Consider the following 14,110-nt stretch of genomic DNA (forward strand, 5'->3'; position numbering starts at 1 on the left):
TTGGCGCGCACGACATGAGTCCCGGGAGGAGGACGACGCCTTGGCGCTCGTTCGGGTGTACTGCGGTCTTGCCTCGGCGGATCCGACCGCGCGGCCGGCTTCGGCCGACTCGTCGCTGACCGCGGCCGTCGTCGACGACGCGGGACGGCTACTGCACGTCTGCGAGATCGCCGACGATCCACTCGGCTACGCCCGGCTCGGCGCGCTGCTGGTCGAGCGCTCCGGCGGGCCGAGCGGTGCGGCGATCGCCGCCGACAGTGACGACCACACCGTCACCTCGCTGCTCAGCGCCGCCGGACGGCCGCTCGCCATCGCCGACGACGACTCGGTGGACGACTTCGCCGAGCGCTTCGCCGACGACGAGTCCCTGGACGAGATGCAGTCGCCACCGGCCGAGCGGCGCGCAGTCGGACTGGCCCGGGCGTTGCAGGCCGGCGCGCTCTCCGCGGTGACCCTCCCGGCACCGCGCGACCTCGCCGGCTACAAGTCCGTGCTGGCGGCGCACGCCGCGTTGGCGAACGGCCGGCACTCCGCCGCCGTGGCCCTGCGCGAGGTGCTGCGCGAGCTCTACCCGGCCGCGCTGCGCGCCTATCCGGACCCGGCCGAACCGGTCTCGCTGGCGGTGCTCGACGCGCTGCCCGAGCCCGGGATGCTGGCCGCCAACGGCAGCCGCGGTCGGGACACCGCGGTGGCGGCCGACGCCATCGCCGCCCACCTCGCGGCCGACGGTGTGGCCGACGCCGGCGCCATCACCGAGGCGGTCACCGCGCTGCGGGTCGCGATCGCCGAGACGCCCCGGCGGCCCGTCGCGAACAAGGCCATGACCTCGGCGATCGCCGAGACGGTACGGCAGGCCGTCGCGGCGGTACGGGCCTGCGACGCCGGCTGCGACGCGCTGGTGGCGACGCTGACGGCCCGGGTCGGCACCGCGCCGTCCACCGCCCGCCGGTCCCTGCGCCGCGCCCCCGACCTGGCCACCCCGGCCTCCGCTCCGCCGGCCGTCGACGCCGCGACCAACCGGAACGACCCGCTGCCCGGCGGTGGGCGGCGCAGCCGTCCGGAGCCGGCGGGTCGCGGCGGGCTGACGGCGTCCCAGCCGATGACGCCGGTCGCGCCGACCCCGGTGGCCCCGCCGCCGATGGCGCCCGCGCCGGTCACCCCGGCCGCCGCCATGCCGACGCCGGCCACCCCGCCCACCGCGCCGTCACCGCTGCGTACGCCGCCCGCCCCCGCGCCGCAGCCGGCCCCGCTGGCGCCGGCCGCGCACCGCGGCGACGTCCCGGCCAACCGCCCGATCTCGGCCCCACCACCGCCGCCCGGCATCACGCCGATCGGTCAGCAGCAGCAGCGGGGCAAGATACCGCCGGCCGAGGCGGGCGAGCCGTTCCGGGCCACGCTCACCACCGCCGCGATCCAGAACGCGCGCGCCGAGCGGCAGCGTCCGACACCGATCACCCCGCGGCCCCGTACCAAGCCGGAGCCCGAGTCCGCGTCGGCGCCGACCAACGGGTTCGGCGCGACGGACCTGCCGATGCCCGTACCGACCCGGCCCGGCCCGGAACCGGCCCCGCCGGGCTCCCGGGCGAACTGGCCCCTGGTGACGCCGTCGGACGAGCGTCCCGAGGCCGCCGGCGCGCCGGAGCCTCCCCCGTACCCCGGTTCGGAGCGCGGCCGGTCGCCGATCGACGCGCCGACCGATCCGGGTACGGGCGAGAACCGGATCACCCCGCCGTGGCTCGCCGACGACCTGCCGCAGGAGCCGCCGATGCTGCGCCTCGTCGAGCCGCCGCCGCTGGCCGACCGGGCGCTGCGCGAGAACACCCAGCAGTCGGCGCAGCTGCCGCTCGACGCCCCGCCGCTGCGCCTGGTCGAGCCGAACGGCGCCGGCCGGGACGAGCTTCCCACCCGACCCGCGCGCCCGGCCGCCGAGCACAGCGAGCCTCCGGTGCCGGACGAGGGCGACGGCGACCTGCTGATCTTCGCGGCCGCGCGTTCGGCCTGGTTCACCGACCACCCGGACGAGTCCGAGGTGCAGTGGTCGTCCACCGCGGACACCGGCTGGCGGGCGGCGGAGCAGGCCGCCCGGCCGGCGGTCGGCGCCGAGACCAGCGCCGGCCTGCCCAAGCGCGTACCGCAGGCCAACCTGGTGCCGGGCTCGCCGCTGCGCGACGAGCGTCCACTGCGGATCGTGCGCGACCCGGCGAGCCTCGCCGAGAACACCACGGGCTACTTCCGCGGCTGGCGTCGCGGGCAGGAGATCGGCGGGTTCGCGGTCGGCGGCCGTCCGGGCCGCGAGTCGGCCGGCGGTTGGGACTTCAGCCGGGACCCGAGCGGGCAGGACGAGAGCCGGGAGTTCGAGTTCCCACGCTCTGCGGGGTACCGCTCCTAGGCCGCGTCTCACAAGGGCGGTCGAGCCGAGGCGGAGTCCGGACGGCGGTCCGGCAAGGCGCGGTTTCGTCCGGATACCGCTGTGGTATCCGGGCGGTAGCGCAACGCGGCCGGCCGTCGTCTGGGCCCGCCGCAGGCCGGCCAGTCCTTATGAAACGCGGCCCAACAGCCTGAACTCCGTCGCGTCGCCGCGTCCCGATCGGGGCGCGGCGACGCTCGTTCGTGGACCGGGTACGGCGCGGAGGTGAGGATCCCGCGGATCGGGGTATCACCCGACCCGTGTCGCATCCTGCCGGGCATCGCCACGGGAACGGGCGTACGGGCCGCCTCAGCGCCCGCTGGAGCGACGGAGCGGGGCGGATCCTGGCAACACGATGGCCGGCGCGTCCGTGCCCGCTACGGCGCTCCTGGCGGCGTACCGGCCGCCGTCGGCCCGTACGCGGCGGCTCTGATCGACGCGTACGGGCACCCGGCGCAGCGGACCGCCGCCGGCGCGGGCCGGGCAGAGGCGAAACGGCGCGGGCCGGACGGAGACGAGGCGGCGTGCCGGCCGGGGCCGACCACCTCGTGCCGGCCGGAGCGGCGACGAAGCACAGTGGCCGCTGGCGCGCGGCTCCGCCCGTCCCTCCGGAGTGGAGTGGGGCAGGCCCGCAGGTCCGGCAGGAGTTGGGAACTGGTACGGCGTGGACGGTGCGACCGGGACCATGCCCCGGCTCCCCCGGCGGCGGCGGGGTCCCGCTCGGTCCACCGCAGGCCCGCAGCGCGCGGAGCGGCACGGCTCCGTGCGGCTCAGGGACGACCGCCCCGGCGACCAACCAGGACGGTGGTACCGAGCGTCCACGGCGTCCGGTGTGGAGACCCGACGGGCACCGGGACGATCCGCGCCACGGGTACGACGGCGGTCCGCTTACGAGCGCGACGCAGCGCGGGCGAACGCGCACAGGGCGGACCGCCGCGTCACCGGGTCGCCCCGGTGCCGGCCGACCCGCCGCCGGCGCGAGCGCCCGCGCCGGCCGGGTTCCCCGACCGTCAGGCCGGTGCGACCGCGCGCGACCGCCGCATCGTCAGCACGTACTCGACCAGCGAGATCAGCACGTGCTTGGTCGACTCGCGGTTACGCGCGTCGCACGCGACGACCGGTACGTCGTTCGAGATGGCCAGCGCGTCCCGTACGTCCTGCGGGTCGTGGTACTGCATCCCGTCGAAGCAGTTGATCGCCACGAGGTACGGCAGCCGCCGGTGCTCGAAGAAGTCGATCGCCGCGAAGCAGTCCGCCAGTCGACGCGTGTCGACGAGGACCACGGCACCGATCGCCCCTCGTACCAGCTCGTCCCACATGAACCAGAACCGCGTCTGGCCCGGCGTTCCGAACAGGTAGAGGATCAGGTCTCGGTCGATCGAGATACGGCCGAAGTCCATGGCGACCGTGGTGGTCGTCTTACCCGGTACCTGTCGCGTGTCATCGACGCCCACGCCAGCCGACGTCATGATCGCCTCGGTGGTCAGCGGCGTGATCTCGGAGACCGAGCCGACCAGCGTCGTCTTACCAACGCCGAATCCACCGGCGATGACGATCTTCGCCGATGTCACGCGCCCGGCCGTCGGGCGGTGCGACATGTCAGAGCCTGCGAAGTCCACTCAGCACCCTCTCCAGCAGTTCAGTGCCCACCGCGTCGTTCGAGTCTTCCAGGGATGTCGGTTCGTGCACGGCGACAAGACCGTCGGCGGCCATGTCGGCGATCAGAACCCGGGCCACTCCGAGCGGCAGTTGCATCCGCGCCGCGATCTCGGCGAGCGACTGAAGCCGTCCGTCACACAGCGCGGCGATGTATTGGTGCTCCCGGCTCTGGCCGCCATTGGCGTTACCGGCCGACCGGCCCCGCACCGTCGTCTCGACGAGCGCCTCCAGGGCGATATCGAGCCGGGGACGGGTCCGACCGCCGGTGACGGCGTATGGCCTGACCAGCGCGCCAGTCGGCTCGTCACGCTCGGCCATCGCCGCTCACCTCCTTCGTACCCTGCCGGAATCTCGATCGGTGGAGCTCGTCGTCTGTCGCCTATTGTCACACCGCTCACGCGGCCAACGTCTCCGCCGGCCGCGTGCGGCTTGTTTCAGCCCAACATCCCCGCAGCGGCCCTAGGCTGCGGGGTCAGCGCGTCGCCCACCCGGTCGACGAGCAGCGCCATCTCGTACCCGACCTGTCCCACGTCGCAACTGCGGGCGGCGAGCACGGCGAACGACGAACCGTCCGAGATGGACATGAGGAACAGGAAACCATTGTCCATCTCGACCACCGTCTGCAGCACCGCCCCACCCTCGAAGCAGCGCGCCGCGCCCTGTGTGAGGCTGACCAGGCCGGAAGCGATGGCGGCGAGCTGGTCTGCCCGGTCGCGAGGAAGGTCTCGTGACGACGCGAGGAGCAGACCGTCGGCGGAGACCGCGATCGCGTGCGCGACCCCCGGTACCCGGTCGGCGAAGTTGGCCAGGAGCCAACCAAGATCCTGCGTAGTTGTCATCCTTCATGCTCCTTCTGCCCGCTCCCGGCCGCGGGGCCTAAGCCAGGCTGCGAGGACTGCTGCCCTCCCGGAGTGCCCTCCGGGTTGGTCATGTGGTCATCCGTAGGGTGCGTACGGCCACGCTGCACACCTCGGTGGTACGCCGAGAGGAGACCCCGCACCGCTTCGGGTGTGCGGCGCTGCGTCGAGTTCGTCGGCTTCTCCACCCCTCCGGGTACCAACTGTGCCATCGGCTTCCGCTTCGGCAACCCGGCCTGGGTGGTCTCGGCGACGGGAACGTCGGTCGCCGCGCTCGCGGCGCGCCAGCCGTCATCGGCCGCCGTCTGCCAGCTCGGCAGCGCCGGGTCGCCACGGCGCTCGGCGCCGTAGCCCGGCGGGGTGCCCTGACCGGCCGTACCGCCGGCGCCCGGGGCGGGCGCGGCCGACCGCGGTGCCGGCAGGTCGACGTCGACCGTCGCGACCTGACCGGTGGGCTGCTTCGGCGCCGGGGCGCCGCCGCCGGCCTCCTCGGCCGCGGGCCGCCGGGTGCGGAACCAGGCGGACTCCAGCTCCCGGAAGATCGGCAGTTCCATGGTCTCGTCGGCGAACTGCTGGCGGTTCGCGGCGGGCTGTTGGGGGGCCGCCGGCTCCGGTCGGTTGCGCATGACCTTCGGCAGTTCGGCGGTCATGTCGAGCGCGGCGGCGAGCTTCTCGGGCACCGGCGGGGTCGTCGTCTCGCGCTCCGGCGGAGCGACCGGCGGCCAGGCCGGGGGCGGGGTGGGGTTGCCGGGCGGGATCACCGGCGGCGCGCCGTTGCCCGCACCGAGACCCCCGCCGACCGGCGGTACGACCCCGTTGCCGGGAGCGCCCAGCGGCGGCGCGGAGACGGAGCGCGGCGGTACCGGGGGTCCGGAGACCGACCGCGGGGGCGCCGAGACGGGCGGTCCGGAGACCGGCGGAAGCACTGTCGTGCTGCTCGGGTCGGACCACGTCTCGGGGCTGGTGGGGATCTGCCGGGGAATGCCGCCGCCCGGCGTCTCCTCGGGCGTCTCCTCGTCCGCCGGGGAGCGGCGCTGCGGCAGCGGCTCGCCGCCGCGGCCGTTCGAGGGCTTCGGGGTGAACGGGTCGCCGCCGTTCGGGCCGGCGTTCGCGCCCGTGAGGTCCGACCAGGCCGGCATCGAGCGGCCCCCGCCCGACCGGTTGCCGCCGGGCGACCCGCCGTTGAGCGGCATCGGGTCGAAGCGTCGCCCACCCGGGCCGACCAGCTGGTTGTCCCGGTCGCCCTGCCGCGGCAGCGGCGGGATGGTCGGGGCGCTCTCCAGCGCGAGCGGCGACGTGGCCGGCGGGCGCGGTGCCGGCTGGTCCGCCCCGGGCAGCGGCCGACCGGCGAGGGCCCGCGGTACGAGCACCGCGGTCGGCAGCGTGACGTCGGCGGTCGTACCGCGATCCGTACCCGGGCGCAGCTCGACCTTGACGCCGTGCCGGGAGGCCAGCCGGGCGACCACGACGAGGCCCATCATCCGGGAGACGGTCACGTCCACCATCGGCGGCGTGGCGAGCCGCTCGTTGAGGTCGCGGAGCTGGTCGGCGCTGATGCCGATGCCCCGGTCCTCGACGAAGAGGGAGGCCCGGTCGCCCACCCGCCGCGCCTCGACCATCACCTTCGAGTCCGGCGGCGAGAACGCCGTGGCGTTGTCGAATAGCTCGGCGACGAGGTGGACCAGGTCGTTGACGGCGTGCGCGGCGACCTCGATGTCCCGGTCGATGGTGCCGAACTCGATCCGGGTGTAGTGCTCGACCTCGGACTGCGCGGCGCGGAGCACGTCGATCAGCGCGGCCGGCTCCCGCTGCACGCGGGTGGAGTCCGCGCCGGCGAGCACCAGCAGGTTCTCGTCGTTGCGGCGCATCCGGGTGGCCAGGTGGTCGAGCTGGAACAGCTCCGCCAGCCGGTCCGGGTCCTCCTCGCCGCGCTCCAGCCGGTCGAGGTGGCCGATCAGCCGGTCGACGAGGATCTGGGAGCGGCGCGCCAGGTTGACGAACATCGTGGCGACCGAGGAGCGCAGCGCGGCCTGCTCGGCGGCGGTACGGACCGCCTCCAGGTGGACCGCGTTGAACGCCTCGGTCACCTGGCCGAACTCGTCGTTGCTGCGTACCGGCAGCGGCTCGGCGATCTGGTTGGCCACCTGCACCGGGGACATCTGCGCCGTCAGCTGCGGGTCGCGCAGCCGGGCGACCGCCTGCGGCAGGCCGTACTGGGCGATCGACAGCGCGCCATGCCGCAGCTCGCGCAGCGACCGGGCCATCGACCGGGCGACCAGGAACGCGAAGAAGATGGCGACCAGCAGGGTGATGAGCAGACCACCGGTCTCCAGGAAGACCTGGCGCTGCACGTCGCCACGGATGTTGTCGGCCTGGGCGACCACGTCCGCGTCGAAGCGCGACTCCACCGTCCGGATCAGCTTGGCGTTGCTGACCACCGCGGCGTCCCACTGGTCCGCGTTGAAGGGCGCGAACTGCATCGTGGTGTCGGTCTGCTTGCTGCGTACCCAGCCGCTGTAGGTGTCGGCCTCGCGCTGGTCCGAACCGGAGACCGTCTGGTCGTAGAAGTCGCTCTCGGCCCGGGTGGCCACCGCCTTGAAGCTCTGCAACGCCTGCTGCTGGCCCTGCTCGGTACCGATGTACTCGGTGAACAGCGCGGAGCTGAGCGTGTTCTGGATCAGCGCCCGGTGGACCACCACGCGGCGCATCTCCAGGAACTCCTTGGCGCGCGCCACCGCCGCCACCGCCCGGATCCGTTCGCTCAGCGACGTGTCCCCGGCGAGCGCGGCGGCCGAGTCACGCATGTCCAGCAGGTCGCCGATGAGGGACTCGTACGACTGCACGGCGTCGGTGAGCCGCAGCTTCGCGTTGAAGACCTGGCTGCGTACGGCGGGCAGGTCCGCGAGCTCCTGGTCGATCTCGTCGAGCAGGCGGGAGAAGTTGGTCGGCAGCCCTTCGAGCTTGCTGCGCTGCTCGGAGTAGGGCCCCTTGGCGCCGTCGACCTTCGGGTGGAGCTGGCTGTACGTCTCGCGGTACTTCTGCTTGGCCGCGGCCGGGGTGTTCGGGGCGAGCAGCAGCACGGCCGCCGCCCGCTCGTCCTGGAGGTCGGCGACGAGTTCGCCGGATGCCTGGGTGAGATTGGCGAGCGTGCTGGCCCGGTTGGCGGTGCCGAGCGTGTCCAGGTGGTCGATGAGTCCACTCGTACCGACGACGACCGTGGCCACGGTCGGCACGATCATGATGAGACCGAGCTTGGACCAGATCGGCATGTCCCGGAGCCGGCCCATCGGCCGGCGGAGACGCGACAGGAACGAGTTCGCCGTGTTCGGCCGCTTGCTCACGTCACCGCCCTCCGTTTTGGTGCCCGGTAGATTGGTGGGCACCGCTCAGCGACCGACCCTGGGCGGGTCGGACCCCCGAGATTCCATCACGCCGTAACTCAAAGAGAAAGCCCAGGCTGTTCCTCACCGAGAGTGTGCTGAGATGTTCAAGCAATTTGATAGCTATCCGTCTGCTCGGAGTTACGGAAAGTAATGAGACGCCCTCTAGGAGTCGTACTCCTCGCCGGCCCGTCGGGGTCCGGCAAGTCGTACATCGCCCGACGTACCGGGCTCCCCGTGCTCTCCCTTGACGACTTCTACAAGGACGGGGACGACCCTACCCTCCCCCGGCGCGGCGGCGTCGCGGACTGGGAGTCACCCGAAGCGTGGGATTCCGCCGCAGCGGTGGAAACCATTGCCCGACTGATCGCCGACGGCAAGGCCGAAGTGCCGGTTTACGCGATCGGCGCGGACCGTCGGGTGGACACCCGGACATTGGACTTGGCCGGTTCGCCACTCTTCGTCGCCGAAGGGATCTTCGCCGCCGAGATCGTTCAGGAATGCCGCCGGCGCGGACTGCTCGCCGGCGCGTACGCGCTGCGCCGGCCCCGTACCGTCACCTTCGTCCGGCGGCTCGCCCGCGATCTGAGCGAGCGGCGCAAGGGGCCGGGGCTGCTGGTCCGGCGCGGCGTCACGCTGCTGCGCGCCGAACCCGCGGTGCTGCGCCGCCAGGCCGGGCTCGGCTGCCAGCCGTACCGGGGTCGGCAGGTGGTCCGGCAGGTCGCCGAGCTGCTCGCGACCGCCCCCGCGGTGAGCGCCGCGCCGGTCAGGCCAGCAGCTTCGCGTACGCCGGTTTGATCACCTCGTTGATGATGCTCAGCCGCTCGTCGAACGGGATGAAGGCGCTCTTCATGGCGTTGATGGTGAACCACTGCAGCTCCGCCCAGCCGTAGCCGAACGCCTCCACCAGCAGCGCCATCTCCCGCGACATCGAGGTACCGCTCATCAGCCGGTTGTCGGTGTTGACCGTGACCCGGAAGCGCAGGTCCCGCAGCAGGCCGATGGGGTGCTCCGCGATGGACGGGGCGGCGCCGGTCTGCACGTTCGACGAGGGGCAGAGCTCCAGCGGGATGCGCTTGTCCCGGACGTACGCGGCCAGCCGCCCCAACACCGGCTGGGCGCCCGCGGTGATGTCGTCGACGATGCGCACCCCGTGCCCCAGCCGGTCCGCGCCGCACCACTGGATCGCCTGCCAGATCGAGGGGAGCCCGAACGCCTCGCCGGCGTGGATGGTGAAGTGGAAGTTCTCCCGCTGCAGGTACTCGAAGGCGTCGAGGTGCCGGGTGGGCGGGAAACCGGCCTCGGCGCCGGCGATGTCGAAGCCGACGACGCCCCGGTCGCGGTGCCGCACGGCGAGTTCGGCGATCTCCTGCGAGCGCGCCGCGTGCCGCATCGCCGTCAACAGCGTGCCGATCCGGATCGGCCGGCCGGTCCGGGCCGCCTGCGCCGCGCCGTCGGCGAAGCCGGCCAGCACCGCCTCCACCACCTCGTCCAGGCTCAGACCCCGCTCCAGGTGCTGCTCGGGCGCGAAGCGCACCTCGGCGTAGACGACACCGTCGGCCGCCAGGTCCAGCGCGCACTCGGCGGCGACCCGGTGCAGCCCCTCGACCGTCTGCATCACCGCCACGGTGTGCGCGAAGGTCTCCAGGTACCGCTCCAGCGAGCCCGAGTCGGCCGCCGCCACGAACCACCGGCCGAGTTCGTCGGGATCGGTGGCCGGCAGCGGGTGTCCCACCTCGTCCGCCAACTCGACGATCGTTCGAGGCCGCAGTCCGCCGTCCAGGTGGTCGTGGAGCAGGGCCTTCGGGGCCTTGACGATCTCTTCGTATCCGATTGCCGCCATGCTCCGACCCTAGTCGGCCGCCGGGGCGGAGAGCCGGCACGGCACGTCCGCCGGGCGCGACCGAAGGGCGACGGGCCGCCGGCTCGGGTAGCATCCGCTCGCGACATGAGGACCGAGACGCTGCGCCAGCTCCGCTGCCCGCTCTGCCGCGAGCCGCTGGCCCCCGGCGCGGCCGGCACCGCGCGGACGCTGCGCTGCCCGCGCGGACACAGCTTCGACATCGCCCGGCAGGGGTACGTGAACCTGCTCGCCGGGCGGGCCCCGCACCCGGGCGACAGCGCCGAGATGGTCGCCGCCCGCGAGGAGTTCCTCGGCGCGGGCCACTACGACGTGATCTCGGCGGCGCTGGCCGGCTCGGCCGCGCGGTACGCGCCGCCCGGGGCGTACCCGGATCCGGTGGTGGTGGACGTCGGCGCCGGCACCGGCCGGTACCTCGCCGCGGTGCTCGACGCCCTGCCCGGCGCGAGCGGACTGGCGCTGGACGTCTCCAAGCCGGCGCTGCGCCGGGCCGCCCGGGCGCACCCGCGGGCCGACGCGGCGCTGGCCGACGCGTGGCGCCCGCTCCCGCTGGCCGACGCGTCGGCCGCGCTGCTGCTGAACGTCTTCGCGCCGCGCAACGGCGCGGAGTTCCACCGGATCCTGCGCCGCGACGGCGCGCTGCTGGTGGTGACGCCCGGCCCGGAGCACCTCACCGAGCTGATCGACCCGCTCGGGCTGCTCCGGGTCGACCCGGACAAGACGGAACGGGTGGCGGGGAGCCTGGCCGCGCACTTCACGCTCGTCGAGGAGGCGCCGCACCGCCGTACGCTCGAACTGCCCCGCCCGCAGGTGCGCACCCTGGTGGGGATGGGCCCGAGCGCCTGGCACGCGGACGCCGACCGGCTCGCGGCCCGGATCGCCGCGCTGCCCGAGCCGGTCGCGGTCACCGCGTCGGTGCGGCTCGCCGTCTACCGTCCGCGCTGAGCCCTCCCGGGGCGCCCGCCCGGTCAGGTGGAGAGGTCGACCTCTTCCCAGCCGGCCGGCTCGTCGTGGAACGGCCCGCGGAAGACGACCGCCCACTCCAGCGCCCAGCGCCGCTGCCCGATCGCGTTCGCGTCGATCAGGCCCGGCAGCGGCGCGCCGGTGCGCTCCGCCTCCAGGTACGCCCAGTCGAGGCAGTAGTAGAGGTCCAGCACCGCCGCGGTCTCGACGGCCGGGCGCGGCGCGGCCAGGGTGCGCGACCGCCACTCGGCGAAGGTCTCACCCTGGGCGATGTTCGGCAGGCGCTCCATCAGGTCCTGGTCGGTCGGGGCGGTCGGGTCCAGGTGCCGGGTCAGCCCGAGCACCCAGGCGAGCGCGAATACCGCGTCGTGGTGCAGGACGAACGAGCGGTGGTCGCCCCGGCCCCCGACCACGAACTGCCACTCCGGCGGGGTCACCTTCTCCATCAGGTGCGAGCCGAGCAGCCAGCTCATCCCCGCCTCGGGCGGCATGCCGAAGCAGCGCGCCAGCACCAGGTGCAGCACGGCGGTACGCGCCTCGATCTCGGCGGTCGGGCGCAGCTCCACCTCGTCGCCGGGCTCCCACACCAGCGGGAACTCCTCCGGCGGCAGCGGCAGCCGCAGCCGCTCCAGCTCGTCGAGGTTGGACTCGCGGATGGCCCGGGGGTCGGGGACGGGTACGGACACGGCGTTCGTTTCCCTACTTCGTCTCTCGGCGCGTCCATCGCACGTGCCCCACCAGCGCGTGCGCGGCGCCGCGGTCAGGCTATCCGCTCGATGACCAATGGTGTCGCCGCCGGCGGGGTGGCGGAGATGCTCACCCCGGCCTCGGCGGCCGCGCGGGCGGCCGGAATCCGTTCCGCGTCGTCGGCGCGCAGCTCGTAGAGCGGGTCGCCGGCCCGGACCGGGTCGCCCGGCCTACGGTGCAGGACCACCCCGGCGGCGGCGCTGACCGGGTCCTCCTTGCGGGCGCGGCCCGCGCCGAGACGCCATGCGGCGATCCCGATCGCGTACGCGTCCAGTCCCGCCACGAAGCCGTCCCGGTCGGCGCGGACGATCTCGGTCTCCTTCGCCACCGGCAGCGGCGCCTCCGGGTCGCCGCCCTGGGCCCGGATCATGCTGCGCCAGACGTCCATCGCCCGGCCGTCGCGCAGGGCCCGTTCCGGGTCCGCGTCGGGCAGCCCGGCGGCGTCGAGCATCTCGCGGGCGAGGGTGAGGGTCAGCTCGACCACGTCCGCCGGCCCGCCGCCGGACAGCACCTGCACCGACTCGGCGACCTCGACCGCGTTGCCGACGGTACGCCCCAGCGGGGTGGACATGTCGGTGAGCAGCGCGACCGTACGCACGTCGTGCGCGGTGCCCAGCTCGACCATGGTGCGGGCCAGCTCGCGGGCGGTCTCCAGGGACTTCATGAAGGCGCCGGAGCCGACCTTGACGTCCAGCACCAGCGCCCCGGTCCCCTCGGCGATCTTCTTGCTCATGATCGAGCTGGCGATCAGCGGGATCGCCTCGACCGTGCCGGTCACGTCCCGCAGCGCGTAGAGCTTGCGGTCGGCCGGGGCCAGGTCGTCGCCGGCCGCGCAGATGACCGCGCCGACCTCGGCGAGCTGGGCGAGGAACCGCTCGTTGTCCAGCGCCGCCCGCCAGCCGGGGATCGATTCGAGCTTGTCCAGGGTGCCGCCGGTGTGCCCGAGGCCGCGACCGGAGAGCTGCGGTACGGCGGCGCCGCAGGCCGCCACGAGCGGGGTGAGCGGCAGCGTGATCTTGTCACCGACGCCGCCGGTCGAGTGCTTGTCCGCGGTCGGGCGCGGTACGGCCGACAGGTCCAGCCGCTTCCCGCTGTCGATCATCGCGGCGGTCCACCGGGCGATCTCCGCCGGGGTCATGCCCCGCAGCAGGATCGCCATGGCCAGCGCCGACATCTGCTCGTCGGCGACCTCGCCCCGGGTGTACGCGTCGACCACCCAGTCGATCTGCGCGTCGGAGAGCACCCCTCCATCGCGCTTCGTCCGGATCACGTCGACCGCGGCGAACCCGCCCATCCCGTACCTTCCCTCTCCGTACTCCCGGTACTCCCCGTACTCCCCGCCGAACCCGCTCTCCCCGCCGAACCCGCTCTCCCCGCCGAACCCGCTCTCCCCGCCGAACCCGCTCTCCCCGCCGAACCCGCTCTCCCCGCCGATCTAGGGCAAATCTCGATGAATGGAGATCCACTAACGAGGATTTGCCCTAGATCGGCGGGCGGCTGTACGGGCGGGCGTTACTCCGTACCCGGCCAGCGGGTGGGGATCTCGCCGGGCGGGTCGCTCTCGCCCGCCCAGAACATGGCGCCCTCGGCGTCCACGACCACCACGCGCGGCGTGCGGGCGTGCCCCCAGGCGATCGCCTCGTCGGCCTCGGCCCAGCTCGGCGCCTCCTCCAGCACCCCGGCCGGCTGGTCGTCGCCGCCGGTGGACCGCTCCCAGTAGGCGGTCCAGACCTGCTGGCCGCCGGAGACGTCGGCGTGCACGAAGACCGTGCCGCGCCCGCGCAGGGCGGCGAGCCGCTCCGGTACGGCCGGCACCGCCGGCCCGGAGACGATCGCGTCCAGGTCCTCCACGCCGAAGGCGTGCGGCAGCAGCTCGCTCATGCGCAGCGGGCCCTGCCGCGCCTCGATCAGGCACTCGGGGCCGCCGTTCTCCCAGAGCAGCTGCCGGCAGCGCCCGCACGGCATCAGCGGTTGCCCGGTCGCGTCGACGCAGGAGAGCGCGACGATCCGGCCGCCGCCGGTGGCGTGCAGCGCCGAGACGACGCCGCACTCGGCGCAGAGCACCACGCCGTAGGCCGCGTTCTCGACGTTGCAGCCGACCACGACCCGGCCGTCGTCGACCAGCGCCGCCGCGCCGACGGGAAACTTCGAGTACGGCACGTACGCGTGCCGCATCACCTCGGTGGCGGCGGCCCGCAGCCGCGCCCAGTCGACCTCTGGTGTCACCGTTCCATCC

Annotated in this window: 11 protein-coding genes; 3 read left to right on the top strand and 8 right to left on the bottom strand. The window is 74.0% G+C overall.

Annotation, left to right across the window (positions count from 1 at the left end):
* Positions 1 to 40: 40 nt before the first annotated feature.
* Positions 41 to 2,389, top strand: a complete 2,349-nt coding sequence (locus AB0J86_RS23475) for a transposase (protein WP_363859737.1) — start codon at positions 41 to 43, stop codon at positions 2,387 to 2,389.
* Between the two features lie 1,028 nt (positions 2,390 to 3,417).
* On the opposite strand, the gene AB0J86_RS23480 is transcribed toward AB0J86_RS23475, so the two are convergent.
* From AB0J86_RS23480 to AB0J86_RS23495, 4 genes are all read right to left on the bottom strand, one after another.
* Positions 3,418 to 4,005, bottom strand: a complete 588-nt coding sequence (locus AB0J86_RS23480; RefSeq protein WP_363859738.1) for an ATP/GTP-binding protein — start codon at positions 4,003 to 4,005, stop codon at positions 3,418 to 3,420.
* A gap of 1 nt (position 4,006) precedes the next feature.
* On the bottom strand, positions 4,007 to 4,384 hold the full coding sequence (locus AB0J86_RS23485) for a DUF742 domain-containing protein (protein ID WP_363859739.1): 378 nt from the start codon (positions 4,382 to 4,384) through the stop codon (positions 4,007 to 4,009).
* 116 nt (positions 4,385 to 4,500) lie between these two features.
* On the bottom strand, positions 4,501 to 4,905 hold the full coding sequence (locus AB0J86_RS23490; protein WP_363859740.1) for a roadblock/LC7 domain-containing protein: 405 nt from the start codon (positions 4,903 to 4,905) through the stop codon (positions 4,501 to 4,503).
* Positions 4,902 to 8,264 carry a nitrate- and nitrite sensing domain-containing protein gene (locus tag AB0J86_RS23495; protein ID WP_363859741.1) on the bottom strand — a complete coding sequence of 1,121 codons (3,363 nt, stop codon included), beginning with the start codon at positions 8,262 to 8,264 and terminating at the stop codon, positions 4,902 to 4,904. Before AB0J86_RS23495 ends, AB0J86_RS23490 begins: the two co-directional genes overlap by 4 nt.
* 192 nt (positions 8,265 to 8,456) lie before the next feature.
* On the opposite strand from AB0J86_RS23495, the gene AB0J86_RS23500 reads away from it, so the two are divergent.
* Positions 8,457 to 9,101 (top strand): ATP-binding protein, encoded by a 645-nt coding sequence (locus AB0J86_RS23500; RefSeq protein ID WP_363859742.1) that lies wholly within the window; start codon positions 8,457 to 8,459, stop codon positions 9,099 to 9,101.
* Here AB0J86_RS23500 and AB0J86_RS23505 read toward each other — a convergent pair.
* On the bottom strand, positions 9,070 to 10,146 hold the full coding sequence (locus AB0J86_RS23505) for an adenosine deaminase (RefSeq protein ID WP_363859743.1): 1,077 nt from the start codon (positions 10,144 to 10,146) through the stop codon (positions 9,070 to 9,072). The two genes, AB0J86_RS23500 and AB0J86_RS23505, sit on opposite strands and share 32 nt — an antisense overlap.
* Positions 10,147 to 10,251: 105 nt before the next feature.
* Here AB0J86_RS23505 and AB0J86_RS23510 point away from each other — a divergent pair, with 105 nt between their 5' ends.
* On the top strand, positions 10,252 to 11,109 hold the full coding sequence (locus tag AB0J86_RS23510; protein WP_363859744.1) for a putative RNA methyltransferase: 858 nt from the start codon (positions 10,252 to 10,254) through the stop codon (positions 11,107 to 11,109).
* 23 nt (positions 11,110 to 11,132) lie between these two features.
* On the opposite strand, the gene AB0J86_RS23515 is transcribed toward AB0J86_RS23510, so the two are convergent.
* The 3 genes from AB0J86_RS23515 to AB0J86_RS23525 all read right to left on the bottom strand — a co-directional run bounded on the left by AB0J86_RS23515 (position 11,133) and on the right by AB0J86_RS23525 (position 14,100).
* Complete coding sequence (locus AB0J86_RS23515; protein WP_363859745.1) at positions 11,133 to 11,813, bottom strand: DUF4272 domain-containing protein; 681 nt, start codon at positions 11,811 to 11,813, stop codon at positions 11,133 to 11,135.
* Positions 11,814 to 11,887: 74 nt separating this feature from the next.
* A complete protein-coding gene (locus AB0J86_RS23520) occupies positions 11,888 to 13,168 on the bottom strand; it encodes a thymidine phosphorylase (protein ID WP_363859746.1) in 1,281 nt (426 codons plus the stop codon).
* Between the two features lie 218 nt (positions 13,169 to 13,386).
* Positions 13,387 to 14,100, bottom strand: coding sequence for a cytidine deaminase (locus AB0J86_RS23525; protein WP_363859747.1), 714 nt, complete (start codon positions 14,098 to 14,100; stop codon positions 13,387 to 13,389).
* Between the last annotated feature and the right edge of the window lie 10 nt (positions 14,101 to 14,110).

Origin of the sequence: Micromonospora sp. NPDC049559, from assembly GCF_040676675.1 — a bacterium.
In the GTDB taxonomy this organism is placed as follows: Bacteria; Actinomycetota; Actinomycetes; order Mycobacteriales; family Micromonosporaceae; genus JBFAPK01.